Genomic DNA, 25,330 nt, shown 5'->3' on the forward strand with positions numbered 1-25,330 from the left:
TCGAGGCCTTCGACATGGTCGACCTCATCCACAGCAAGCGCGATCGCGGGGTGCTCACGACGCCGCAGATCGACTGGCTGATCGACGCGTACACCCGCGGTTTCGTCGGCGACGAACAGATGGCCGCGATGACCATGGCCATCTTCCTCAACGGTATGAGCCGGGACGAGATCCGCGCGTTGACGATGGCGATGCTGGCGAGCGGCGAGCGGATGAGCTACGAGGGCCTCGGCAAGCCGACCACCGACAAGCACTCCACCGGTGGCGTCGGCGACAAGATCACCCTGCCGCTGATGCCGCTCGTGGCCGTGTTCGGAGCCGCCGTGCCGCAGCTGTCCGGCCGGGGCCTCGGCCACACCGGCGGAACGCTCGACAAGCTCGAGTCGATCCCGGGCTGGCGCGCCAACCTCACCAACGACGAGATGTTCACCCAACTGCAGCAGCACGGCGGCGTGATCAGCGCCGCCGGCAGCGGCCTCGCCCCGGCCGACGGCAAGCTCTACGCCCTGCGCGACATCACCGGCACGGTCGAGTCGATCCCACTGATCGCATCGTCGATCATGTCGAAAAAGATCGCCGAGGGCACCCGCGCGCTCGTGCTCGACGTGAAGTTCGGCAGCGGGGCATTCCTGAAAGACATCGACCGCTCCCGGGAGCTGGCCCGCACCATGGTCGAGCTCGGCGACGACGCGGGAGTGGCGACATCCGCTCTGCTGACGAACATGAATGTGCCCCTCGGGCTGGCCATCGGCAACGCGAACGAGGTGCGGGAATCCGTGGAGGTGCTCGCCGGCGGCGGGCCGGCCGACGTGGTCGAACTCACCGTCGCGCTCGCTCGCGAAATGCTCAACCTCGTGGGCATAACCGACGTTGACGTGGAGGCGGCCCTGCACGATGGCCGGGCCATGGACAAATGGCGCGCGGTGATTCGCGCCCAGGGCGGCGATCCGGATGCTGCCCTGCCCGTCGCCCGGGAGACCCACGTCGTGTACGCCCCGCGCAGCGGCGTGCTCGTGGAGCAGCAGGCGCTGCCCTTCGGGATCGGCGCCTGGCGCCTCGGGGCCGGCCGGGCGCGCAAGCAGGATCCCGTGCAGCACGCCGCGGGCATCGACCTGCATGCCAAACCGGGGGACACCGTGGTGGCGGGGCAGGCGCTGTTCACGCTGAGCGCCGACGAACCCGAGCGGTTTGCGCGCGCGCTCGAGTCGCTCGAGGGTGCTTGGCGGATCGGGGATGTCGGCGAGCCCGTGCTCGACGGCGGGCCACTGATCGCGGAGCGCATCACGCGGTAGCGCGGTTGCCGGCTTGCGGCAAGGGCGAGGGGCAAGGGCAAAGGGCGCCAATATCAGCCATGCAGGGGGGCGCGGTCTCGAGATCGTCTTGCGTGGGGCATCCGCTCTCGCGAAGTGTCAGAGATGGCCCCTTGGCGAATGTTCCGAGGGGTGCTTGAGCCTTCTCGCGAAGCGAGAGCGTCCCCCCTGGGGCGTTCTGTGACACCTCGTGAGCGAAGTGTCAGAGATGGCCCCTTGGTTCTCGTGAGGTGTCAGAGATGGCCCCTTCGCGGCGCTCGAAGGGGCGTTCTGTGACACTTCGCGAGGTGTTTTTCGTCTCATGGGGCGTTCGGTGACACCTCGTGAGCGAAGTGTCACAGATGGCCCCTTGGCGAGCAGCCCGGGAAGGCCCCCATGGGGCATTCTGTGACACTTCGCGCTGAGGTGAGGCGGGCATGGGGCCATCTGTGACACGTCGCTGCTCTGCGGGCCGGAAGCCGCTCGACAAACCGGCACCGAGTGTGTCTGACGCTTTAGTGGCGCTGTTGCTTGTCCAGTTGCAGTCACGCTTGCCGCTCCGGTCGAACCCTCGCAGCGCAAACACGAAAACCGCCCTGTGGAGAACCGTTTCCCCAAGCCCTATCCCTGCCACCCTGTCGCCATGCATAGACAAACCCCACTGCCTCCCGCCCTTATGACCCAGGCCTTCACGACAGCAGACGCACGCGCCGCGGGGCTCAGCGCCAAGCGCATCCGCTCGAGCGATCTGGAGCATCCGTTCTACGGAGTTCACGCTGCGCGAGACTACCCGCAGGGCCTCATCGATCGCTGCCAGGCCTTCGACCAGCGGATGCCCGCGGGGGGCTTCTTCAGCCACGCGACTGCGGCCCTGCTCCACGGGCTGCCCCTGCCCTTCGCGAACGAGCAGGACCCGCTCCTGCACGTCTCTGTCGTAGCGCCGGCGCGGGCGCCACGGGCCACGGGGGTGAGGGGGCACAAGGTCGAGGCACAGCCGCGCGTGATGGTCCTGGCCGGGATGCGCGTCGTCGACCCGGTGGAAGCGTGGTGCCAACTGGCATCCGCTCTGCAGCTCGACGATCTGATCGCGGCGGGTGACGGGCTGTTGACCGGACGCATCCCGCTCGCGAGCCCGCCCGACATTGCCGAACGCGTGCTCGAGCACTCCAGGCGCCGCGGTGCGCAGCGCCTGCGGGAAGCTGTGCTGCTGATTCGCCCGAGGGTGGAGTCGCGCCGCGAGACCTTTTTGCGCCTGTTTCTCGTGCGCTCGGGGTTTCCCGAACCCGACACGAACCTCGAGATTCCGCTTCCGGCGGGCAAGCCGCGCGTGCGCGGCGATCTCGTCTACCTGAAATACAAGGTACTCGTGGAGTACGACGGCAAGCAGCACCGCACCGACGATGTCCAGTACAACCGGGACGCCGAGCGGCTGCAGGACCTGCGGGGCGCCGGCTGGCTCGTCATCACCGTGCGCAAGGGCTCGTCGCCGGCCTGGGTGCGCGAGCACGTCGAGGCGGCGCTGCGGTCGCGGGGCTGGCGACCCTGATCACCCGCAATAACGCAAGAATGCACACTCGTTCAGGGGCCAGTCAGTAAACGAGCAGACTCGGGGCATCCGTCGCCGGTAGATTGGAGAGGTGAATACGACGACTGAGGAATTCCTGATGCCCGGCGGCGGCACCAGCATCAACTCCCTGCCCAAAATCTCCCTGCACGACCACCTCGACGGAGGCCTGCGCCCGCAGACCATCATCGACCTGGCCGAGGCGATCGGCCTCGACTTGCCGACAACGGATGCCACGGCCCTCCGCGAATGGTTCGAGACCCAGGCCGACTCGGGCTCGCTCGTGGAATACCTGAAGACCTTCGACGTGACGACCGCGGTCATGCAGACCACCGAGGGCCTCATCCGCGTCGCCCGCGAATTCGTCGAAGACCTCGCCGCCGACGGCGTGATCTACGGCGAAGTGCGCTGGGCTCCCGAGCAGCACCTGGCCCGCGGCCTGACCCTCGACGAGGTCGTCGATGCGGTGCAGGAAGGAATCGAAAACGGTATCGACCACGTCGACGAGCAGGGCCACAGCATCCAGATCGGCCAGATCATCACGGCGATGCGCCACGCCGACCGCAGCCTCGAAATCGCCGAACTCGCCCTGCGCCATCGCCAGGACGGCGTCGTGGGCTTCGACATCGCCGGCGCCGAAGCCGGCTTCCCGGCCAGCAACCACAAGGCCGCCTTCGACCTGCTCGCCCGCGAGTACCTCCCGGTCACCGTGCACGCCGGCGAGGCTGACGGCCTCGACAGCATCCGCGGCGCCCTGTTCGACGGTCGCGCCCTGCGCCTCGGCCACGGCGTGCGCATCGCCGAAGACGTGAACATCGAGCGCGAAGACGACGAGAACACCTTCGTGACCCTCGGACCGATCGCCCAGTGGGTGCGTGACCGCGAAATTCCGCTCGAACTGAGCCCCTCGTCGAACCTGCAGACCGGCGCGATCGCCGCCTGGGGTGACGACGTGCTCGACCACCCGTTCGACCTGCTTTACCAGCTCGGCTTCAAGGTCACCGTCAACACCGACAACCGCCTGATGAGCAACACGAGCCTCAGCCAGGAGCTCGCGCTGCTGACGGATGCCTTCGGTTACGACCTCGAAGACCTCGAAAAGTTCCAGCTCAACGCGGCCGCCGCGGCATTCCTGCCGCTGGAGGACCGCGAGGAACTCATCGCGGCGATCACCGCCGGTTTCGCCGACGCGTAGGCGCTGACCCGCTCGACACGCACCATCTCCGGCGATGCCGCCGGGGTTCTCCAGTAAGCAGAAAGAACCCATGTCGCTCCCGCCGCTCCCACTCTCCGCCATCTCAATCGGTGTTCACGCCGCCGGATGGCGGGACGCCATCACCGCGGCGGGAGCGGCCCTCGAGCGGTCGGGCGCCGCGAGCGCGTCGTACGCCGAGCGCATGATCGCGGTGATCGAGGAGTTCGGTGCGTACGTCGTCATCGCGCCCGGGCTGGCCCTCGCGCACGCCCGGCCCGGCACGGACGTTCTGCGCGACGGCCTCAGCGTCGTGACCCTGGCCGAACCGGTCGCATTCGGGCATCCGCACAATGACCCGGTCAGTGTCGTCGTCGGCCTGGCCGTCTCGAGCGCCGACCAGCACGTGCACTTCGTCGCCGAGCTCGCCAACGTGTTCAACAATGCGAGCGTGATCCCGGCGCTGGCGTCGGCGACGGATGCTGAGGGCATCCGTGAGCTGTTCGGCCTCGGCCTGGCGCACACCTCGAGCAACCCCGCGATCAGCCCGGCCAGTGTCGCCGCGTTCAAGGCTGCTGCTGCTGCTGCCGCCGCCGCGAACTCTGACGCCGCCGCCGAGTCCGACACTCAGGACACGCTGTGAAGATTGTCGTGATGTGCGGCCTTGGCCTGGGAACCTCCGAGATCCTCAAGGTCAACGCCGAGCGCGCCCTCGAGCGTCTCTCGATCGACGCCGACGTGATGGCGACGGATGTCGCCGGCGTGCAGTCCGCCGCCCGCGACGCGCAGGTCATCCTGACCTCCTCCGAACTGGTCGGCGCGATTGGCCGTACCAATGCGGACGTCATCGTGATCGACAACTTCTTCGACGTCGACGAGGTCGCCGCCAAGCTCGAGACCGCCCTCGGCTGACGGGGCGAACCGCGTAGCGGAGTGACTCCCGCCGGGCCTCACCCCGCGGAACGGCGCACTCACTACCCGCGGTCGGCGCGGTGGCGCCCGTGGGCGTGCGTTCTTAGGCGATGAGCGCGCGCATGCCGCGGTCGAGCTCGGCGAGGGAGGCATCCGCTGCCCGGCGCCGCTCGTCGATCGTGCCGGAGTTGCTGTGCGTGTCGAGGTATACCTTGAGCTTGGGCTCGGTACCGCTCGGCCGCACCATCACGCGCGAGCCGTCGGTCAGCACGATGCGCAGCACGTCGCTGGGCGCGAGACCGTTCAGGCCCCAGCGGAAGTCGTCGATGTGGTCGACGCGGATGCGCCCGATCAGATCCGGCGGTGTCTCGCGCAGGCGGGTCATCACGCGGGCGATGTCGGAGACATCCGTCACCCGCACCGAGATCTGGCTCGACGCGTAGTGGCCGAACTTGGCGCTGAACCGGTCGAGGTAGTCGGCGAGGGTGAGTCCGTCGGCCTTCAAATCGCCGACCAGTGAGAGCAGAGCGACGGCGGCCGAGATGCCGTCCTTGTCGCGCACCGAATCCGGGTTGACGAGGTAGCCGAGGGCCTCCTCGAAGCCGAAGATCAGGCCGGGAGCGCGGGAGACCCACTTGAAGCCCGTGAGCGTCTCGGTGAAGCCGAGACCGTAGGACGCGGCGATGGCGGCGAGGGCCGGCGATGACACGATCGAGCAGGCGAGTGTCGGGCGCGGCGCGGCAGCGGCGTCTTCTGCGGCAGCGAATGCCTCACCCCCCGTCCCCGGGGCATCCGTCGTCGGCAGCCCTCCCGTGTTCGCCACGTCGGCCTCGGGGTCGTAGTTCGGCGCAGCGAGGGCCGCAGCACGCCAGCCGAGGATCGCGCCGACCTCGTTGCCGCTCAGGCGGCGGTAGCCCGCGTCGGAGTCGGCGTCGGGGATGGCCACCGCGAGGCGGTCCGCGTCGGGGTCGTTGGCGAGGATCAATTCGGCGCCCACCTCGCGGGCGGTCTCGTAGGCGAGGTCCATCGCGCCGGGCTCTTCGGGATTCGGGAAGGCGACCGTGGGGAACGCGGCGTCGGGGGCGATCTGGGCGTCGACGAGGGTCGGCAGGTCGAAACCGGCCTGCAGCAGTACGCGCCGGGTCGTGTCCCAGCCCACGCCGTGCAGGGCGGTGTAGACGGCGTTGACCTGCGAGCGTGGCGGGTGCGCGAGGCCGGCCGTGGCCCCGATATAGGCCTGCACGACCTCTTCGTCGGCGGTTTCATACGCGGCGCGGGGCAGGTTCGGCACGAACTCGTCGGCGGCCACGCGCAGGATCTCGGTCGCGATCAGGCTGTCCGCGGGCGCGACGATCTGGGCGCCCTCGAAGTCGCCGCCGAGGTAGACCTTGTAGCCGTTGTCGTTGGGCGGGTTGTGCGAGGCGGTGACCATGACGCCGCAGCTGGCGTTCAGATGACGCACGGCGAAGGCGAGCACCGGGGTCGGCAGCAGGCGCGGCAGCAGGATCGCGCGCACCCCGGCCCCGGCCATCAGCGCGGCCGTGTCGGTCGCGAAGACGTGGGAATTCTTGCGGCCGTCATAACCGATCACGATCGAGGGGGTCGCGTTCGGCAGGGCGTGGCGCAACAGGTAAGACGCAAGCCCGGCGGCGGCCTGGGAGACGAGCACCCGGTTCATGCGGTTGCTCCCGGCGGCGATCGCTCCGCGCAGCCCGGCGGTGCCGAAGGCGAGGCGCTCGTCGAAGCGGGAATGCAGGTCGGCGATCGCCGCGGCATCCCCGTCGCTCGCGCCGTTGATGAGCGCACGCAACTGCACCTGGGTCTCCGGATCGGGATCCTGCGCGAGCCAGGCGCGCGCCGTTTCAATGATCGCGGGGGTGCTGGCGGGGGCCTCGGCGGCCATGATGTGCGCGAGCGGCAGCGGAGCCAGCTCAGGCTTGGCGGCGATCACGGGCATCTGCTGGGTCGGCTCGCCCTCGAGGTCGTCGTAGTCGGGTTCGTGCGGGCGGGCCACCGAGGGCACGCCGGCCGGGATTTCGGCCGGTGTGACGGCAGCGGATGCCGCATCCGCGACGACGGGGATGGCCATGGTCGGCGCGTCCGACGCCTCAGGAGCAGGCTCTGCTGCGGGGGCAGGCTCGACCTGCTCGGCGGGGGTTGGCTCGACCGGCGGCTGTTCCGGCTCGGCGCCTGCCGAGTGGCGACCGCCCGTGCGTGCCGGCGGAGTCTCGCCGCCGTTCACGTCGCTCACAGTGCGGCCACGATCCGGGCCAGGAGGGCGCTGATCACGGGCTCAGCTTCGGCGCCGGCCGCGATCACCTCGGCGTGGCTGAGCGGGGTCGGGGAGATTCCCGCCGCAAGGTTGGTGATCAGCGACATGCCCAGAATCTCCATGCCGGCCTGCCGGGCCGCGATCGCCTCGAGTGCGGTCGACATGCCCACGATGTGGCCGCCGATCGCCTTGGCCATCTGCACCTCGGCCGGGGTCTCGTAGTGCGGGCCGCGAAACTGGCAGTACACGCCCTCGTCGAGTGACGGCTCGAGCGACCGGGCCAGGTCACGCAGCCGGCGCGAGTACAGGTCGGTCAGGTCGATGAACGTGGCGCCTTCGAGCGGGGAATCCGCGGTCAGGTTGATGTGGTCGCTGATCAGCACCGGGGTTCCGGGCGTCCAGGTCTCGCGGATGCCGCCGGCCCCGTTGGTCAGGATCATCGTCGTCGCGCCGGTCGCCGCCGCAGTGCGCACGCTGTGCACCACCCGCCGCACGCCGTGGCCCTCATAGTAGTGAGTGCGCGCGCCGATCACGAGGGCGCGCTTGCCGCTCGGCAGCAGCACCGAGCGCAGTGTTCCGGAGTGCCCGTCGAGGGCGGGCTTGCTGAAGCCGACGATCTCGCGGGCGTCGATCATGTGGGTGGTGTCGCCGATCAGGTCGGCGGCTTTGCCCCAGCCGCTGCCGAGGGTGAGGGCGACATCGTGGCGGGCCACGCCGGTGCGTTCCGCGATCTGCGCCGCGGCCGTGCGGGCGACCTCGAAGGGGTCTGTTTCCGGCGCGTCCAACGGGTTCGTCTCAGTCATGAACATTCCCCCACTCTAAACGGTGGGGCGATTCGGCACCGCCTTACGGTGACGGATGTGCCGCCACGGCCGGGCAGCATCCGTCGCCATGATGGGGCCGCGACGGGGCCGCGGCCGGACCAGGCCGACGAATGGCCCCGAAAACGGGTCGGAAGACGGCCGTGCGTCCCGTCGAGTTGGTAGCACGTGTGGCGGCGGGAGAGAATGGAGTACATGGCCTATGAGTTCGAACGCAAGCAACGCATCGCAGTACTCGGTGGAGGGCCCGGCGGATACGAAGCGGCGTTGGCCGGCGCCCAGCAGGGCGCGGAAGTCACCCTCATCGAGCGCGTGGGCGTCGGCGGAGCGGCCGTCATCACCGACGTCGTCCCCTCCAAGTCGCTCATCGCGACCGCGGAAGCCAGCAACTCGATCGGAGAAGCCACCGACCTCGGTGTGCAGTTCTTCGTGCGCGGCGAGCTGAAGAAGCCGCTGCGGCCCGAGGTCGCGATCAACCTCGCCGCCGTCAACAAGCGCCTGCTCGCCCTCGCGCGCCAGCAGTCCGAAGACATGAAGGCCACGCTCATTCGCGCCGGCGTCACCTTCGTGGCCGGCCAGGGGCGACTCGACGGCCGCAACGCGATCATCGTCTCCACCGCCGACGGCACCACGGGAACCGACTTCGACCGCATCGAGGTCGACACCATCGTCGTCTCGGTCGGCGCGACGCCGCGCGTGATCCCCACGGCGATGCCCGACGGCGAACGCATCTTCAGCTGGACCCAGCTCTACAACCTCAAGGCCGTCCCCGAGCATCTGATCGTGGTCGGATCCGGTGTGACCGGGGCCGAGTTCGCATCCGCTTACCGCGCCCTCGGCGCCCAGGTCACCCTGATTTCGAGCCGCGACCAGGTTCTGCCCGGCGAGGACGCCGACGCCGCGAACGTCATCGAGAATGTCTTCAAACGCAACGGCATGGTCGTGCTGTCCAAGTCTCGCGCCGAATCCGTCGTGCGCACCGAGACCGGCGTGCTCGCCACCCTGTCGGACGGCCGCACGGTCGAGGGCAGCCACTGCCTGATTGCCGTCGGGTCCATCCCGAACACCGTCGGCATCGGCCTCGAAGAAGCCGGCGTCGAGCTCACCGACGACGGGCACATCCAGGTCAACCGCGTCGCGCGCACCTCGGTACCGAACATCTACGCGGCCGGGGACTGCACGACCGAGCTGCCGCTGGCATCCGTCGCCTCGATGATGGGCCGCACCGCGGTCTTCCACGCCATGGGTGACACCGTCAACCCGATCGAGATTCGCAACGTGGCCGCGAACATCTTCACGCAGCCCGAAATCGCCACCGTCGGTTACACCCAGAAGCAGATCGAAGACGGCATCGCGCAGGGCGACATTTACAAGCTGCCGCTCGCCGTCAACCCGCGCGCCAAGATGATGGGCATCAAGGACGGCTTCGTGAAGCTGTTCGCCCGCACCGGCAGTGGAACAGTGATCGGCGGCGTGATCGTGGCGCCGAAGGCGAGTGAGCTCATCTTTCCGCTCGCCCTCGCCGTGGAGCACCGGTTGACCGTCGACGAGGTCGCGCGCACCTTCCCGGTGTATCCGTCGCTGACCGGGTCTATTACGGATGCCGCCCGCGCCATGCACGTGGTGCACCACAACTAAGCAGGACTGTGGCACAGGCCCCCGTCGCTTCGGCGCGGGGGCCTGTTGTGTTTGCGGGGTGAGCTGGGCCGGTCGGGTCGGGTCGGGTCGGCTGCCGGGTCCAGGGAGAAGGGCGCCGCGACGGGTGTCCCGGCGCAGGTACCGCGTAGCGGCGCACCTGCCGCGCTCACTCCGACGAATGTCGCGGGCACCGTTGAGGTACGGAAAAAACACCCTCGTTGGCGATCTGAGGGTGCTTTTTCCGTGACTCAGCACCCGCGCGGTGGCGCACCTCCCGCGGTGCGGCGCAAGTGCCGCGCAACTCGGGGCATCCGCTTGCTGGGGCGGATGGAGGTGGCGCAACCACCGCGTAACGGCGTATCTGCCGCTTGAGGTGGCGATTCGGAGGGTGCTGGGGCCACGCGGGGGAGCTGCGCGGCAGGTGTGCCGCTGCGCTATGGGCGCGCCTACCGCGCAGCGGCGTTAATACCGCGCGGCGCGTTGGCGCCCCCGGGAACTTTGGCGCAGCTGCCGCGCTGCGGCACAGCCCCCGCGCAGTGGCGCAGCCCCCGCGCAGTGGCGCAGCTCCCGCGCAGTGGCGCAGCTCCCGCGCTGCCGCGCAGTGGCGCAGCCCCCGCGCAGCGAGCGGCACTGGCGTTGAGGTACGGAAAAAGCACCCTCGCTGACGCAATGAAGGTGCTTTTTCCGTACCTCAACCCCGACGGGGCGCGACGTTATGCCGCGGCGGCGGCATCCGCTGCCGCGACGACGGATGCCGCGGTGACGGTCATCAGCAGCGACCCGGCCGAGACGGTGGTGCCGACAACGGCAGCCAGGGCGCCGACCACGCCGTCCTTCGGGGCGACGATGGGCTGTTCCATCTTCATGGCCTCGAGCACGAGCAGCAGATCGCCCTTGACGACCGTGTCGCCTTCGGCCACGGCCAGCTTCACGATGGTGGCCTGCATCGGCGCGATGACGGCGTCGCCGGTCGCGGTGATGACGGCGTTGCTGCCGCCGCGGCGCTGGGGTGCGGGGCCGTTGGTGCGGTCGGACGCCGACGCGGGCAGCAGGCGGGTCGGCAGGCTGACCTCGATACGGCGGCCCTCAACCTCGACGACGACATTGTGGCGCTTGGCCGAAGCCAGTGTCTCTTCGATCGACCCGCTCCACGGCTCGATGTCGTTCTCGAACTCGGTCTCGATCCAACGGGTGAACACCGAGAACGGGGCGCCATTCGTCGGGGCGAACGCGGGGTCGCGCACGACCTTGCGGTGGAACGGCAGCACGGTCGGGAGTCCCGCGACCTCGAACTCGTCGAGGGCGCGGCGGGCGCGCTCGAGGGCGTCTTCGCGGGTCGCGCCGGTGACGATGAGCTTGGCGAGCAGGGAATCGAAGGCACCGGAGATGACGTCGCCGCTCTCGACGCCGCTGTCCACGCGCACGCCGGGGCCGCCGGCGGGCTTGAACACGTGCACCGGACCGGGCGCGGGCATGAAGTTCATGCCGGGGTCTTCGCCGTTGATGCGGAATTCGAAGGAGTGTCCGGTGGCGACCGGGTCGCCGTAGTCGAGCACGCCGCCGGCGGCGAGGCGGAACTGCTCGCGCACGAGGTCGATGCCGGTGACCTCTTCACTCACCGTGTGCTCGACCTGAAGGCGGGTGTTGACCTCGAGGAACGAGACCGTGCCGTCCTGGCCGATCAGGAACTCGCAGGTGCCGGCGCCGACGTAGCCGACCTCGGCGAGGATCGCCTTCGACGCCCGGTACAGTTCGGCGTTCTGCTCGTCGGTGAGGAACGGCGCGGGGGCCTCCTCGACGAGCTTCTGGTGGCGGCGCTGCAGCGAGCAGTCGCGGGTGGAGATGACGACGACGTTACCGTGCGAGTCGGCGAGGCACTGTGTCTCCACGTGGCGCGGGGCGTCGAGGTACTTCTCGACGAAGCACTCGCCGCGGCCGAAGGCGGTGATGGCCTCGCGCGTCGCGGAGTCGAAGAGTTCGGCCGCTTCGTCGCGGCTCCGCACGACCTTCAGGCCGCGTCCGCCGCCACCGAAGGCGGCTTTGATTGCGACCGGCAGGCCGTGCTGGTCGACGAAGGCGAGCACCTCGGCGGCGTCGACGACGGGGTTCAGGGTGCCGGGCGCCATCGGCGCGCCGACCTTTTCGGCGATGTGGCGGGCGCTGACCTTGTCGCCGAGCTGTTCGATGGCTTCGGGGGAGGGGCCGATCCAGGTGAGGCCGGCGCCGATCACGGCGCGGGCGAAGTCGGCGTTCTCGGCGAGGAAGCCGTAGCCGGGGTGGATCGCGTCGGCGCCGGAGCGGCGGGCGATCGACAGCAGCTTCTCGATCACGAGGTAGGTGTCACCGCCGGTCGTGCCGTCGAGCCCGTAGGCCTCGTCGGCGAGCCGCGCGTGCAGGGCGTCCCGATCCTGGTCGGCGTAGACGGCGACCGAGCGGATGCCGCTGTCGGTGGCTGCGCGGATCACCCGGACGGCGATCTCGCCCCGGTTGGCGATGAGGACCTTCGTTATGAGTGACACAGTCCCCAAGCCTAGGGGGCAGCCCCGGCGACCCTTTGGATTGAATCGACAAAAAGATCGCCGGAAGTTTTGCGGATGCCTACAAAGGGTCCGCCGCGGACCCGTCGGCCGGGCGGTTCCACAGGCTCGTCCACTCCTGCCCGAGCGACACGACGAGCCGCCGCAGCGTGGGCAGCGACAACCCCACCACCGTCGACGGGTCGCCGACGATACGACTGATAAAGGGAGCGCCGAGGCTGTCGATGGTGAACGCCCCGGCCACGAAGAGCGGTTCCCGCGTCGCTATATAGGCGTGCAGTTCGGCATCCGTGATGTCGTCGGCGAAGGTGACCTCGGCCACGGCAACCGCCCCCACGGCCCGCTCCGCGCCGGCGGCGGTGTGCTCGATCAGCCAGTGCCCCGAGAACAGCTGCCCGGTGCGGCCGCGTTGCAGCTGCCAGCGTTCGAAGGCCGCCTCTGGCGTGTGCGGCTTGCCGTAGATCACGCCGTCGAGCACAAATACCGAATCGCCGCCGAGCACCAGGCCTGGTTCCGGAAGCGTTGCGGATGCCGCCTCCGCCTTCGCGCGCGCCAGCAGTTGCACGAGCGTGGCCGGCTGCAACGGCGCACCCGCGGCACGCTCGGCGGCGAGCGTGACCGCGTGCTCGTCAACGGCCGGGTCGATGAGTGCCGGTTCGATGCCGGCGCTGCGCAGCAGCATCAGGCGGGCGGGTGACGTGGACGCAAGGTGCAGACGCATGCAGACAAGCCTACGGGCACGAGTCTGTGGGATTATTGAACGATGGGCACTAACGCAGACGCAGCACAGCAGACCACGGCCGAGGTCGGCACCGAACTCGACCTCACCATCGACAACGTCGCCCACGGCGGAATCTTCGTCGCCCGGCACGAGGGCCGCGTCGTCTTCGTCAGCGACACGATGCCCGGCGAACGCGTGCGCGCTCGCCTCACCGAGGCCAATGCGAAGAGCTTCTGGCGTGCCGAAACGGTCTCCGTGATCGAGGAGGCCCCCGAACGCCAGCCGCACATCTGGGCCGCGTCCGCGCTCGACCGCGACCCGGCCGACCGCGCCGGCGGAGCCGAGTTCGGCCACATCCACCTCGCGCACCAGCGCGAGCTCAAGCGTCAGGTGCTCGCCGACGCCCTGAAACGCATGGCCAAGGTCGACACCGACGCCATCGTCGAAGCCGTACCGGTCGCCCCGAACGCCAGCCCCGGCGACGCGATGGACGGCACCGGATGGCGCACCCGGGTCAGCTTGCACGTCGACACCGACGGCACGGTCGGCCCCTACGCCGCCCGCTCGCACAAGGTCATCCCGGTCGCCGACCTGCCCCTCGCCCAGCGCAGCATCGAGATGGCCGCGCCGCTGGATCGACTGTTCCGGGGCGCGGCCTCCATCGACCTCGTCGCGCCGAGCGTCGGCGACGTGCGCGTGACCGTCGTCACGACGGATGCCCGCGGCAAGCGCGCGCAAACCCCCCGCCACGTGATCCGCGAGGTCGTCGGCGACCGTGAGTTCCAGCTCGACGCCGCCGGATTCTGGCAGGTGCACGCCCGCGCCGCCGAGACCCTCTTCACGGCCGTGCAGGACGTCATCGATCCCGAGCTGTTCGAGCCGAAGGCCGCGAACCTCGACCTCTACGGCGGGGTCGGCCTGCTCGCCGCCGCCGTCGGAGATCGCTTCGGCAAGAACGTGCGCATCACGAGCGTCGAAAGCGACCCGGAAGCCGTCAATTTCGCGGCGACGAACCTCGCCGAGTGGGTCGGTGCGACCGCTGAAACCGACCGTGTCGAACGTTTTCTGCAGCGCCTGAAGCGTGAAGCGGATGCCGCCGAGCGCGCCCGCCAGACCGCCGCGACCGTCATCCTCGATCCCCCCCGTTCGGGCGCGGGCAAGGCCGTCGTCGACCAGCTCGCGTTCCTCGAGCCGGCTCAGATCGTCTACGTGGCCTGCGACCCGGTAGCACTCGCGCGGGATGTGGCCCTGTTCGCCGGTCACGGCTATGAACTCAAGACATTGCGAGCCTTCGACCTGTTTCCGAACACCCACCACGTGGAGGCCGTTGCACTGCTGTCCAAGTAGCTATCGTCGCTATCGTTAAGCACAAACCGAGAAACGAAGGAACACGACCGTGATCATGGCAGCAGCAGAGACACCGGTAGAGGTCGATCGCCGGGTACGCGTCGGCATCGTCGACGACCACGAATCGGTTCGGCTGGGCCTGAAAGCGGCCTGTGAGAATTCGGGCTTCGAGGTGTTGTACGCCGCGGCCACCGCTCAGGGCCTCGTTGACGGCCTCGCCGGCCGCCAGTGTGACGTGATCGTGCTCGACCTGTCGCTCGGTGACGGCTCGATCGTGACCGACAACGTGCACCTCGTGCAGTCCACCGGCAGCGCCGTGCTCGTGCACAGCATCGCCGACCGGGTCGCCTACGTGCGGGAGGCCCTCGCCGCCGGCGCCGCCGGAGTCATCCCCAAATCGAGCCCGACGACGACGGTGATGGCGGCCGTCGCATCCGTCGCCCGCGGTGACGTGCTGAACAACCTCGAGTGGGCGACCGCGATCGACGCCGACCGCGACTTCGCCAAGGCCCAGCTCGGCCGCCGCGAACGCGACGTGCTGCACCTCTACGCCTCCGGTCTGCCGCTCAAGATGGTCGCCATGCAGCTCGGCATCGCGCACTCGACCGCGCGCGAATACCTCGACCGCATCCGCGTGAAGTACGTCGAGGTTGGCCGCCCCGCTCCGACCAAGGTCGACCTGCTGCGCCGCGCCGTGGAAGACGGCATCCTGCCCGGCCTCGACGCCGACCTGGGCGACGGCCGTGTCTAATCCGACCGGTGCCGTGACCGGTGCCGGGCCGCTTGGCGCCTCGAACGGCGGGCCACCGACCGGATCCCTGTTCACCGGCCCGCTGCCGACGGGCGCCACGAGCACCGGCGAACAACAGCGCAACCCGATCAGTCGGGCGCAGATCGAGACCGTGCTGTACCGCTCGGTCGCGGGCGTGTCCCTGATCTTCGCCCTGCAGTCCGTTCCGGCGATGCTCGCACAGTTCGGCGAACGCAGACCGGTGGGCGCCTTCCTTGTCGGGCTGGCCCTCGCCCTGTCGATCCTGTCGGTCGTGATCGCGACCCTGGTGCGCAGGGGGGTGCGCACGACCACCACGATTGTCGCGTCGGTCTACGTGCTGGCCCTCGTGGCCTGGCCGTTCCTGATGCTCGACCGGGATGCCGTGCTCGATGGCAAGCCGTGGATCTGGTACCTCTGTACCGTCGCGACGTCCTGCGCGGCGATCGCCTTTCCGCTGCGCTGGGCAGCGATCTACACGGTCGTGATCCCCGTGATGTACGGCATCGTGCGCATCCTGCCGGCGGGCGGCCAGGCCGAACTGGCCCTCGCCCTGCTCGACGTCGTCTACGCCTCGCTCCTCGGCGCCGTCGTGCTGATCATCATCTACATGCTGCGGCAGGCGACCGAGGCGGTCGACGTGGCCCAGAGCAACGCCCTGCAGAAGTACGCCCTGGCGGTTCGCCAGCACGCGACGGAGGTCGAGCGGGTCGAGGTCGACTCGATCGTGCACGACACCGTGCTCGCCACCCTGCTCTCGGCCGCCGGCGCCCACACGCCCAAAGGGGCCGAGCTCGCCGCGACCATGGCGCGCAACGCGATCGCCCGGCTCGATGAGGCCGGGGCTGAGCCGACGGATGACGTGGGTCGCGTTCCCTTCTCCCGGCTGGCCGGGCGCATCCGCCAGGCTGCCGGTGCCTTGGCCTGCACCTTCACGGTGACGGAGAAGACCATCGAGCCGCTCACGATGCCCGAGCAGGCGAGCGAAGCCCTGTACTCCGCGACCGTGCAGGCGATGGTCAACAGCATGCAGCACGCCGGCCCGATAGATGGCTCCCTCGGACGCACCGTGACGATGGGCGCCACCCTGATCGGCGGCGCCACCATCGAGATCTCCGACGCGGGCGTCGGCTTCGACCTCGCGTCCGTGTCCAGCGGGCGGCTCGGCCTGCGCCTGTCCATCCAGGGGCGGGTCGAGAGCGCCGGCGGTACCGCCGAAGTACGGTCGAGTCCCGGCCGGGGCACGACGATCGCCATTCACTGGCCCACTCCCGTCCTGGGTGCCGACCTGGACGCCCAGCACGGGGCATCCGCATGATCCGGCACCCCCGCGCGCTGATCCTGGCGGTCGCGGCCCTGTTTTCGGTCTATCACGTGCTTCTCGGCGTGTACTCCCTGGCCATGGCGACGGATGCCGCACCGATCCTGGCCGCCATGGCGCTCTACCTCCTGGCCACGTTCATCAGCCTCTGGCCGACGAGCCCCACGCGGATGCCCCTCGGCCTTGCCCTGTTCAACCTCGCCGTCTGCGCCGTCGTGACGCTGCTCGTCACGACCCAGCTCGACCCGACCGCCGACCTCGTTTACGCGACCTGGTATGTGGCCGCCGTCGGAACCCTGCTCACGATCACGGCCACGCGCAAGCGGCCCGTCGTGGCGTGGCTCGGGTCGGGCTTCCTGGTGGTGCACACCGTGATCTGGGCTGGGTTCGGATCCCTCGGATCGTTCGGCGTGATCGGCAGCGTTGTCTGGGTCGCCGCCGCTGTGCTGCTCTCCCGTGCCCTCGCAAAGGCCGGGCGGGATGCGCGCCAGTTCGCTCGTGCCGAGCGGGAGGCCTCACGCTGGCAGGCCGCCCAGGAGGCTCACCTCTACGAGCGCCAGGTGCGTCTCACCTATACGAACCGGATGTCCCTTCCCATGCTGCGCCGCATCGTCGACCAGGGCGGCGTGCTCACCGACGACGACAAACTCGAGTGCCGGTATCTCGAGGCGGCGATTCGGGATGAGATTCGCGGTCGCCGGCTGCTCAACGATGCCGTGCGCGAACAGGTCATGGCCGCGCGGCGCCGCGGCGCGATCGTCACGCTTCTCGATGAGGGCAGCATCGACGAACTCGACGGGCAGGTGCTCGACGACGTGCTCAACGAGCTCGCCCGCGCGATCGGGCGTACGAGCGCCGACAAGATCATCGCCCGCACGGCCGCCGACGGGTCAGAGACGGCCGTGACGGTGGTCGGCCTGTGCAGTCCGGACCCGAGCGTGAGCGCCCTGGGCCAGGAGTCCTCGGGCGATGAGGTCGACCTGTGGCTTGAGATTCCGCGCGTGCGCGCGAGTGCCTGAGGCCGCACCTCGGCCGTACCGCCGGACGCACCGCTGGATGCAAAAAAGGGACCACCCGAAGGTGGTCCCTTTTGCTTTCCGAGCGGAAGCGATAACCCGAATATCGTTTCCCCTCGCCCCCAAACGATTCGCCCGCTTACCCTAGTCGGCGAATGAATGGTGGTGAAACTCTAAGAGCATCACCGAGCATGTCTATTCTGCGCGTGTCCGCGGCGTTGCACAGTCGGCATTTAGGGGGACATGGGTGGGGGACACGCGTGGGCGACACGGGGTGGGGGACACGAGTGGGGGACACGCGGGGCGCGGTCTTCACTCAGGTCCGCCCGTCAGGGGTACGGGCAAGGGCGCCAGGGACGATGCTCGTGGCCTTTTTGGGACTGTCGCTCGCTAGGCAACGGTCTGCGGTCCACGAAGTGTCAGAGATGGCCCTTTGCAGCCTCTTGCAGCCTCTTGCAGCCCTTAGCAGGGCCTTCCGACGCCCGGCCATCGCGTTGTCATGGGGCATTCTCTGACATCTCGTGGGCGAAGTGTCAGAGATGGCCCCTTCAGCTGCGAATTGGCTCACCAGGTGTCACAGAACGCCCCTTGAACGCGATTCATGGGGCCTTCTGTGACACCTCACGCGGGTCAAGGGGCCATCTGTGACACCTCGTGAGCGAAGTGTCAGAGGTGGCCCCTTGGGGTGTGCGGCACGGCCGCGAGATGCCAAAATCTGCCCCTGGCGGGATGCGGCATCCGCGAAGTGTCAGGGGTGGCCCCTTGGGCTGCACAACCTCGCCGACGACGTGGCGCAGAACGCCCGTGCGGGCCTGGCAATCACGGGGTCAGGCGCTGAAGCTCCGCCACTGGCCGGGGCCGGGGTGAAGCGGCGTGCGAATCGAGCGGGTGCTGCGCTGCCAGGCGCTCTGCCCGCGCGCGGGCGCGGTGCGGCTGCCGTCGGACTCTTCCTGCAGCAGACCCTGAAGCACCGCCGTGACAGCGGATGCCTCCATCGCCGTCACATTGCGGCTGACGAAGATGATCTCGGCCGGGTCGATGCCGGGGGCTGGCGGGGCTGCCGCCGGGGCGGGCACATCCGCTGGCGCAGAAGGTGTGGACTCTGTCATGATGCCGCCCTACAGCGGGATGTTCCCGTGCTTCTTAGCCGGCAGGCTCGCACGCTTGGTGCGCAGCGAGCGCAGCGCCTTCGTGATCGACACCCGGGTCGCGGCCGGTTCGATGATGCCGTCGAGCTCGCCGCGTTCGGCGGCCAGGAACGGGCTCGCCACGTTGTAGGTGTACTCGTTGGAGAGTCGGGTGCGCACCGCGGCCACGTCTTCGCCGGCGTTCTCGGCCGCGCGAATCTCGTTGCGGTACAGGATCTGCACGGCGCCCTGGCCGCCCATGACCGCGATCTCCGCGGTCGGCCAGGCCAGGTTCACGTCGGCGCCGAGCTGCTTGGAGCCCATCACGATGTACGCTCCGCCGTAGGCCTTGCGCAGAATGACGGTGACGAGCGGCACGGTGGCTTCGGCGTAGGCGTAGAGCAGCTTCGCGCCGCGGCGGATGACGCCCGTCCACTCCTGGTCGGTGCCGGGCAAAAACCCGGGCACGTCGACGAGGGTCAGGATCGGGATCGAGAACGCGTCGCAGAACCGCACGAAGCGAGCGGCCTTCTCGCCGGCTTCGATGTTGAGGGTGCCGGCCATGGCGCTGGGCTGGTTGGCGACGATGCCCACCGAGCGGCCCTCGACCCGGGCGAAGCCCACGACGATGTTCGGCGCGAACAGCGGCTGCGTCTCGAGAAAGTCGCCGTGGTCCACGATGTGGCTGATCACGGTCTTCACGTCGTAGGGCTGGTTCGGGGAATCCGGGATGATCGTGTTCAGCTTGCGGTCGGCATCCGTCGTTTCGAGCTCAATCTCGCTGTCGAAGACCGGCGGGTCCGCGAGGTTGTTGTCGGGCAGGTAGCTGAGCAGGGTGCGGGCGAAGTCGAGCGCGTCGGGCTCGTCGGCGGCGAGGTAGTGCGCCACGCCGCTGCGCTGGTTGTGCGTGAGGGCGCCGCCGAGCTCTTCCATGCCCACGTCTTCGCCGGTGACGGTCTTGATCACGTCGGGGCCGGTGACGAACATCTGGCTGGTCTTGTCGACCATGATCACGAAGTCGGTCAGCGCGGGGGAGTAGACCGCGCCACCGGCGGCGGGGCCGCAGATGATCGAGATCTGCGGGATGACACCGGATGCGGCGGTGTTGCGGCGAAAGATCTCGCCGTACTTGCCGAGGGCGACGACACCCTCCTGGATGCGGGCTCCGCCGGAGTCGAGGATGCCGAGGATCGGCACGCCGGTCTTCAGGGCGAGGTCCATGACCTTGATGATCTTCTCGCCGGCGACCTCGCCGAGCGAGCCGCCGAAGATGGTGAAGTCCTGCGAGTACACGGCGACCTGGCGGCCGTGGATGGTGCCGGTTCCGGTGACGACGGCGTCGCCGTACGGGCGCTTCTTCTCCATGCCGAAGCCGACCGTGCGGTGCCGCACGAACTCGTCCATCTCCACGAAGGAACCCTGGTCGAGCAGCTGCTCGATGCGTTCCCGGGCGGTCATCTTGCCCTTGGCGTGCTGCTTCTCGATCGCCGTCGCACCGCTCGCGGTGACCGCCTCGTGGTAGCGCAGCTTGAGGTCGGCGAGCTTTCCAGCCGTCGTATACAGGTCGGGGCCCGCGACGGGCGTCTCATCAGTCACACCTGTAACCCTACCAACCCGAGTTCGACGAGAATTCGGCGAGAATGAAGGCATGGAATTCGCCCTCAGCCGCGCCCTCGTGCACCGCAATGCCGCCCGCTTCGAATACCTCGCCGAAGCCGGGTCAACGAACACGGTGCTGGTCGGCTATGCGGCCGGTTCCGCCGCGCCGGCGACGGATGCCCCGGCCGGCACCGCCGCGCCCCTCGCCGCCGCCTGGCCCGAGCTCTCGGTCGTCGTGACCGACAACCAGACCCGCGGCCGCGGACGTCTCGGCCGCACCTGGATGGCCCCCACCGGCAAGTCGCTGGCCATCTCGGTGCTCCTGCGGCCTGCCACCGCGGCCCGAGCAGCGCTGCCGCCCGAGCGGCTCGGCTGGTTTCCGCTGCTCGCCGGCGCCGCCATGACCCGGGCGGTGCGCGCACTCGTGCAGGCGAGCGAGGTGCCCGTCACCGACCAGCGTGAACCCGAGAATCCCGCCCACGAGGTCACCCTCAAGTGGCCCAACGACGTGCTGATCGACGGCTACAAGGTGTCCGGCATCCTCTCGGAGCTGTTGCCGAGCTCGGGCGGCCCGTCCGGCGGCTCCACGGGCAGCGGCATCGTGATCGGAGCCGGCCTCAACGTCTCCCTCGACGAACACGACCTGCCCACCCTCACCTCGACCTCGCTGCTGCTCGTCACCGGCACCGACCCGAACCCCGACGCCGTGCTCGCCGCCTACCTGACCGAACTGTTCACCCTGTACCGCGATTTTCTGGCAGCGGATGCCGACCCCCTCACGAGCGGACTCCTCGCCGAGGTCACCCGGCTGTGCGGCACCATCGGCTCCGTGGTGCGGGTCGAACTGCCCGGGGGCGCCGACCTGATCGGCACCGCGACCGGCATCGACGAACTCGGCCGGCTGATCGTCGCCGACCAGGTCGACGGCGAACCGATCGCCGTGAGCGCCGGCGATGTGACCCACCTGCGCTACTGACCCGCCGAACCGTGAGTTGAGCATCCGTTTTCAGTGAAAACGGATGCTCAACTCACGGTTCGGCGCAGCGGGCCGCCTGCCGCGAAAACGGGCGGGTGCGGTAATAATTGACTATGGGCAGCAACGGCGAGACCAACGGTACGGGCGACACCGGCGTGATGCACCCGAGCAATCCGGGCAGCCCGTTCGCCGGGCCGCCCGCCGGTCCCGGCCCGGCCCCGTTCGGCGTCAACCAGCCGAGCCGACCCGCCGGCGCGCCGGTGCAGCCCACGCAGGCCCAGCCGACCGAGACCGTCATCGCCCGACTGCGGCCGAACGCGCGCATCCTGTTCTTTCCGACCCTGGTGCTGTTCTGCATCTGCGGTGTCACCGGCTATTACGCCGGAACCTTCGACCAGGACTGGCAGGACGCGGCGCTGCTGATCGGCGCGGCGGCGGCGATCCTCGTGTTGTGGCTGCTGCCGCTCGTCTTCTGGCTGAACCGCCGCTACACGATCACCAGCCGGCGCATCATCTTTCGGCACGGGTTCTTCGTGCACACCCGGCAGGAGCTGCTGCACACCCGAGGCTACGACGTCACCCTGCGCCAGAACTGGTTTCAGTCGGCATTTCGCAGCGGTGACGTATTGATCAATTCGGGGCTGGAGCATCCGCTCGTGCTGAAAGACGTTCCGAACGGGGCCCTGGTGCAGCAGGTGCTCAACGACCTGATGGAGCAGTCCCGCACGGTGATGGGCTCCCGACGCCAGGAACAGTCGGCGCTCGCCGACGACACCGCTTTTTGGGCCGCCCGCTAACAGCCGCGCGGGTCAGTCGCGCGCGGCGGCCAGGCTCTCGGTCGACACGGCGGATGCCGCGGCCGGCGCCACCGGCGCGGCGCCTCTCCGATGCGGCGCGAAGACCCACCAGCGGTACAGGCTGAACCGGAAAACTGCTCCCAGCGCGAGCCCGATCACATTGCCGGAGATGTTATCGGCGAGCACACTCGTGAAGCCGAGCACGTAGTGCGACACCCAGAGGCAGGCCAGTCCGATGCCCATGCCGGCCAGGCTCACGGCGAAGAACTCGAGGCCCTCCCGCACGGTGTGGTCCTGCCGGTTGGCGCTGAAGGTCCAGAGCCGGTTGCCGATCCAGTTCACCAGAATGGCCAGCAGGGTGGAGATGATTTTCGCGTAGATCGGGCCGGCGTGCACCTGATCGGAGTCGAGGATCGTGGTGCGCAGCAGGTTGAAGACGGTCACGTCGACGGCAAAGCCGACAAGTCCCACCGCGCCGAACTTGCCGAGCTGGCTCGCGAAGGCGAGCAGGCGGCTGCGGGGGGCATCGGACAAGCTCAGGGGCGCTTTCGACATGTACCGTTTTCGGCTAATTGGTAAAGGATCATCAGTGAGCGAAGATGGGTACTGCCTTCGTCGCAGTTTAGGCCTGTGCGAAGCCACGCCCCTGTACGAAGACAGGCACGGCCTGAATTCTCCCGCGTGCACCTGAACGCTGGCTCAAAGATTGGTGAACATATGAGTAAGACCGTTGGTGTGATCGGGGGCGGGCAACTGGCCCGCATGATGATTCCCGCCGCAGTGAACCTCGGCATCGACATTCGGGTGCTCGCCGAGCAACCCGGCATGTCCGCCGAGCTCGCCGCGAGTGCGGTCGGCGACTACCGAGACCTCGACACCGTCGTCGCGTTCGCCGAGACCGTCGACGTGATCACCTTCGACCACGAGCACGTGCCGCAGGAGATCCTGCGCGACCTCGTGGCCCGCGGCGTGGCCGTGCACCCCGGCCCCGACGCGCTGCTCTACGCGCAGGACAAACTGCTCATGCGCCAACGCCTCACCGAACTGGGCCTGCCCGTTCCCGACTGGGCCCGCGTCGAAAACCCCGATGAGCTCGAGGCCTTCCTCGCCGACCACGGCGGCCGAGCCGTCGTGAAGACCGCCCGCGGCGGCTACGACGGCAAGGGCGTGCGCGTCGTCGCCCACAAGCACGAGGCCGACGACTGGTTCCAGGCGCTCGCCGAAGACGCCAACGGCGGCGCCCTGCTCGTCGAAGAGCTCGTCGACTTTCGCCGCGAACTTGCACAGGTCGTGGCCCGCCGGCCCTCCGGCGACATCGCAGCGTGGCCGGTCGTCGAGACCGTGCAAAAAGACGGCGTCTGCGCCGAGGTCGTCGCCCCGGCCCCGCACTCCGCCGGTCGTCTCGCCGGCGTCGCCGAGCAGATCGCCCGCAGCGTGGCCGAAGGCATCGGCGTGACCGGTGTGCTCGCCGTCGAACTCTTCGAAACAACGGATGGCCGCCTCCTCATCAACGAACTGGCCATGCGCCCGCACAACTCGGGTCACTGGTCGATCGACGGCTCCGTGACGAGCCAGTTCGAGCAACACCTGCGCGCCGTGCTCGACCTGCCGCTCGGCAGCGCGGCGGCCCGCGAGCCCTGGTCGATCATGGTCAACGTGCTCGGCGGGCCCGCGGAAGGCTCGATGGGCGACCGCTACCCGCAGGCATTTGCGGCGCATCCGTCGGTGAAAGTGCACAACTACAACAAGGCTCCCCGGCCGGGCCGCAAAATCGGCCACGTGACCGCCGTGGGCACCGATTTGGATGAAGTGGCCTACCAGGCGCGCGCCACTGCGGCCTTTTTTCAGGACTGAGCTCCCGGGCTGACTGCACGGGCCGACTGCACGAGCCGACTCCAAAGGCCGACTGCAAAGGCCGACTGCAAGGGCTGACGGGTGAATTCCCAGCCGACTGCGCCACGGTCGGTATCCCGAGCGGATGGAGCACCCCGTGCCCGAACAGACCGTGCCCGAACAGACCGTGCCCGAACACCCCGACCACTTCGACGTCATCGTGATCGGTGCCGGCCCCGCCGGCACCGCGGCGGCGCTGCGGGCGGCCGAGCTCGGGGCATCCGTCGCCGTGCTCGAAGCCGACCGGCTGGGCGGAACCTGCGTCAACACCGGCTGCGTGCCCACCCGGGTGCTCGCAAAGGCCGCGCGGCTGATGCGGGAAATTCGCACCGCTGAAACATACGGCCTCGAGGTCACGGTGCACCCCGTCGACTGGCCGGCCACGGTCGCCCACGTCGAGCAGACCGTCGAGCGAGTGCGGTCCATCAAACGCGAAGCCGAACGATTCGCCGCCGCAGGCATCACCCTCGTCCTCGAGGGACGTGCCCGTTTCACCGATTCAGCCACCGTGTTGCTCGATTCCGGTCGCATCCTCACTGCGGACGCGTTCATCATCTGTGTCGGTGGCCACTCCCGCCGGTTGCCCATTCCCGGCGCCGACCTCGCGGTCGTGCCCGAGCACGTGCTGGGGCTGCCGGCGATCCCGCGGCGGCTGGCCGTGATCGGCGGCGGTAACACCGGTGCCCAGCTGGTCACCGTGTTCACCTCCTTCGGCTCGGCCGTGACCCTGCTCGACGTCGCCCCGCGCCTGCTCGTCAACTCCGACGCCGCCGTGTCCGACGCGGTGGCGCAGGCCTTCGTCGACCAGGGCGTCACCGTGCACCTCGGCATCGGCGGCATCGAACGCCTCGTCCGTGAAGCGGATGCCTCCCTCACCCTGCACTTCGCCGCCGCCGGCCGGGCGCTGGCCGCCTCCTTCGACGCCGTGATCATGGCGACCGGATGGCCAGCCGACGTGCTCGACCTGGGACTGCCGGAGGCTGGAGTCGACACCGCCCGGTCCTCCGTCGTCGTCGACGCCTTTTTTCGGAGTTCGGTGCCGCACATCTTCGCGGTCGGCGATGCGAACGGCCGTGACATGCTCGTACAGGCGGCGCAGTTCGAGGGGGAGTCCGCGGCCGAGAACGCGGTGCTGCACGTGAACCGCCGCACCCCGCCGCACCTTCTGCCGTCCGGTGGGTTCACCGACCCCGACTACGCCGGCGTGGGCCTGACCGAGGAGCAGGCGCGGCTGGGGGACATCCGCTGTCGGGTCGTGCTCGTGCCGTATTCGCAGCTTGACCGCGCCGTCATCGACGATCGGGAGCGTGGATTTCTCAAGCTCATCGCCGACCGCCGCGGCGAATTTCTGCTCGGCGCGCATGCGACCGGTGAGAATGCGGTCGAGGTCATCCAGTCGGTGACCACGGCGATGGCCGCTGGGGTCGACCTTGCCACCCTCGCCCAGGTGCGGTTTGCCTACCCCACCTACAGTGCGATCATTGGGATAGCGGCCCGCGAATTGATCGCCGGCCTCCGGGCTTGAGGCGGCCTCCCGCG

At 69.0% G+C, this 25,330-nt stretch carries 21 protein-coding genes; 14 read left to right on the forward strand and 7 right to left on the reverse strand.

All coding sequences use genetic code 11. The features are described from left to right. The first annotated feature begins 14 nt into the window (after positions 1 to 14). From D6T64_RS12945 to D6T64_RS12965, 5 genes are all read left to right on the forward strand, one after another. Positions 15 to 1,292: a thymidine phosphorylase gene (locus tag D6T64_RS12945; protein ID WP_119975178.1), complete on the forward strand. Its 1,278-nt coding sequence runs from the start codon at positions 15 to 17 to the stop codon at positions 1,290 to 1,292. Between the two features lie 640 nt (positions 1,293 to 1,932). Beyond that, positions 1,933 to 2,835: a DUF559 domain-containing protein gene (locus D6T64_RS12950; RefSeq protein ID WP_147364555.1), complete on the forward strand. Its 903-nt coding sequence runs from the start codon at positions 1,933 to 1,935 to the stop codon at positions 2,833 to 2,835. A gap of 118 nt (positions 2,836 to 2,953) precedes the next feature. Further along, positions 2,954 to 4,048, forward strand: a complete 1,095-nt coding sequence (locus D6T64_RS12955; protein ID WP_119975105.1) for an adenosine deaminase — start codon at positions 2,954 to 2,956, stop codon at positions 4,046 to 4,048. 70 nt (positions 4,049 to 4,118) lie between these two features. Beyond that, a complete protein-coding gene (locus D6T64_RS12960; RefSeq protein WP_119975106.1) occupies positions 4,119 to 4,688 on the forward strand; it encodes a PTS sugar transporter subunit IIA in 570 nt (189 codons plus the stop codon). Continuing rightward, positions 4,685 to 4,957 (forward strand): PTS sugar transporter subunit IIB, encoded by a 273-nt coding sequence (locus D6T64_RS12965; RefSeq protein ID WP_119975107.1) that lies wholly within the window; start codon positions 4,685 to 4,687, stop codon positions 4,955 to 4,957. The genes D6T64_RS12960 and D6T64_RS12965 overlap by 4 nt, the downstream gene beginning before the upstream one ends. Before the next feature lie 103 nt (positions 4,958 to 5,060). Here the strand turns inward: D6T64_RS12965 and D6T64_RS12970 are convergent, their stop codons facing one another. Continuing rightward, positions 5,061 to 6,860 (reverse strand): phospho-sugar mutase, encoded by a 1,800-nt coding sequence (locus D6T64_RS12970; RefSeq protein WP_119975179.1) that lies wholly within the window; start codon positions 6,858 to 6,860, stop codon positions 5,061 to 5,063. A 344-nt stretch (positions 6,861 to 7,204) separates the two neighbouring features. After that, positions 7,205 to 8,032, reverse strand: coding sequence for a purine-nucleoside phosphorylase (locus tag D6T64_RS12975; RefSeq protein WP_199719160.1), 828 nt, complete (start codon positions 8,030 to 8,032; stop codon positions 7,205 to 7,207). Between the two features lie 213 nt (positions 8,033 to 8,245). On the opposite strand from D6T64_RS12975, the gene D6T64_RS12980 reads away from it, so the two are divergent. Continuing rightward, the gene (locus tag D6T64_RS12980) at positions 8,246 to 9,688 is read left to right on the forward strand and encodes an NAD(P)H-quinone dehydrogenase (RefSeq protein ID WP_119975109.1); all 1,443 of its coding nucleotides are present in this window, start codon (positions 8,246 to 8,248) and stop codon (positions 9,686 to 9,688) included. A 713-nt stretch (positions 9,689 to 10,401) separates the two neighbouring features. On the opposite strand, the gene D6T64_RS12985 is transcribed toward D6T64_RS12980, so the two are convergent. Continuing rightward, positions 10,402 to 12,207 carry an acetyl/propionyl/methylcrotonyl-CoA carboxylase subunit alpha gene (locus D6T64_RS12985; RefSeq protein ID WP_119975110.1) on the reverse strand — a complete coding sequence of 602 codons (1,806 nt, stop codon included), beginning with the start codon at positions 12,205 to 12,207 and terminating at the stop codon, positions 10,402 to 10,404. Positions 12,208 to 12,286: 79 nt separating this feature from the next. Then, the gene (locus D6T64_RS12990; protein ID WP_119975111.1) at positions 12,287 to 12,946 is read right to left on the reverse strand and encodes a Maf family protein; all 660 of its coding nucleotides are present in this window, start codon (positions 12,944 to 12,946) and stop codon (positions 12,287 to 12,289) included. 42 nt (positions 12,947 to 12,988) lie between these two features. Here D6T64_RS12990 and D6T64_RS12995 point away from each other — a divergent pair, with 42 nt between their 5' ends. From D6T64_RS12995 to D6T64_RS13010, 4 genes are read left to right on the forward strand one after another with little or no spacing between them, the layout of a single operon-like run. Further along, on the forward strand, positions 12,989 to 14,293 hold the full coding sequence (locus D6T64_RS12995; protein WP_119975112.1) for a class I SAM-dependent RNA methyltransferase: 1,305 nt from the start codon (positions 12,989 to 12,991) through the stop codon (positions 14,291 to 14,293). Positions 14,294 to 14,348: 55 nt separating this feature from the next. Then, positions 14,349 to 15,044, forward strand: a complete 696-nt coding sequence (locus D6T64_RS13000) for a response regulator transcription factor (protein WP_119975180.1) — start codon at positions 14,349 to 14,351, stop codon at positions 15,042 to 15,044. Beyond that, on the forward strand, positions 15,037 to 16,380 hold the full coding sequence (locus D6T64_RS13005; RefSeq protein WP_147364556.1) for a sensor histidine kinase: 1,344 nt from the start codon (positions 15,037 to 15,039) through the stop codon (positions 16,378 to 16,380). Before D6T64_RS13000 ends, D6T64_RS13005 begins: the two co-directional genes overlap by 8 nt. Next, entirely contained in the window at positions 16,377 to 17,402 is a 1,026-nt protein-coding gene (locus D6T64_RS13010; RefSeq protein ID WP_119975114.1) for a hypothetical protein, read from the forward strand. The genes D6T64_RS13005 and D6T64_RS13010 overlap by 4 nt, the downstream gene beginning before the upstream one ends. Before the next feature lie 824 nt (positions 17,403 to 18,226). Here the strand turns inward: D6T64_RS13010 and D6T64_RS13015 are convergent. Continuing rightward, positions 18,227 to 18,508: an acyl-CoA carboxylase subunit epsilon gene (locus tag D6T64_RS13015; RefSeq protein WP_119975115.1), complete on the reverse strand. Its 282-nt coding sequence runs from the start codon at positions 18,506 to 18,508 to the stop codon at positions 18,227 to 18,229. Between the two features lie 9 nt (positions 18,509 to 18,517). Further along, positions 18,518 to 20,176, reverse strand: coding sequence for an acyl-CoA carboxylase subunit beta (locus tag D6T64_RS13020; RefSeq protein WP_119975116.1), 1,659 nt, complete (start codon positions 20,174 to 20,176; stop codon positions 18,518 to 18,520). Between D6T64_RS13020 and D6T64_RS13025 the strand changes: the two genes are divergently transcribed. Together D6T64_RS13025 and D6T64_RS13030 are read left to right on the forward strand one after the other, a co-directional pair. Continuing rightward, positions 20,175 to 21,101 (forward strand): biotin--[acetyl-CoA-carboxylase] ligase, encoded by a 927-nt coding sequence (locus D6T64_RS13025; protein ID WP_119975117.1) that lies wholly within the window; start codon positions 20,175 to 20,177, stop codon positions 21,099 to 21,101. The two genes, D6T64_RS13020 and D6T64_RS13025, sit on opposite strands and share 2 nt — an antisense overlap. A 113-nt stretch (positions 21,102 to 21,214) precedes the next feature. Then, positions 21,215 to 21,898, forward strand: a complete 684-nt coding sequence (locus D6T64_RS13030; protein WP_233551155.1) for a PH domain-containing protein — start codon at positions 21,215 to 21,217, stop codon at positions 21,896 to 21,898. Positions 21,899 to 21,910: 12 nt separating this feature from the next. On the opposite strand, the gene D6T64_RS13035 is transcribed toward D6T64_RS13030, so the two are convergent. Further along, a complete protein-coding gene (locus D6T64_RS13035; RefSeq protein ID WP_119975118.1) occupies positions 21,911 to 22,453 on the reverse strand; it encodes a GtrA family protein in 543 nt (180 codons plus the stop codon). Positions 22,454 to 22,615: 162 nt separating this feature from the next. Here D6T64_RS13035 and D6T64_RS13040 point away from each other — a divergent pair, with 162 nt between their 5' ends. Together D6T64_RS13040 and D6T64_RS13045 are read left to right on the forward strand one after the other, a co-directional pair. Further along, positions 22,616 to 23,752 carry a 5-(carboxyamino)imidazole ribonucleotide synthase gene (locus D6T64_RS13040; RefSeq protein WP_119975119.1) on the forward strand — a complete coding sequence of 379 codons (1,137 nt, stop codon included), beginning with the start codon at positions 22,616 to 22,618 and terminating at the stop codon, positions 23,750 to 23,752. A gap of 136 nt (positions 23,753 to 23,888) precedes the next feature. Next, entirely contained in the window at positions 23,889 to 25,316 is a 1,428-nt protein-coding gene (locus D6T64_RS13045; RefSeq protein ID WP_233551157.1) for a dihydrolipoyl dehydrogenase family protein, read from the forward strand. Positions 25,317 to 25,330 lie beyond the last annotated feature (14 nt).

Source organism: Cryobacterium melibiosiphilum (assembly GCF_003602235.1).
GTDB classification, from domain to species: Bacteria; Actinomycetota; Actinomycetes; order Actinomycetales; family Microbacteriaceae; genus Cryobacterium; species Cryobacterium melibiosiphilum.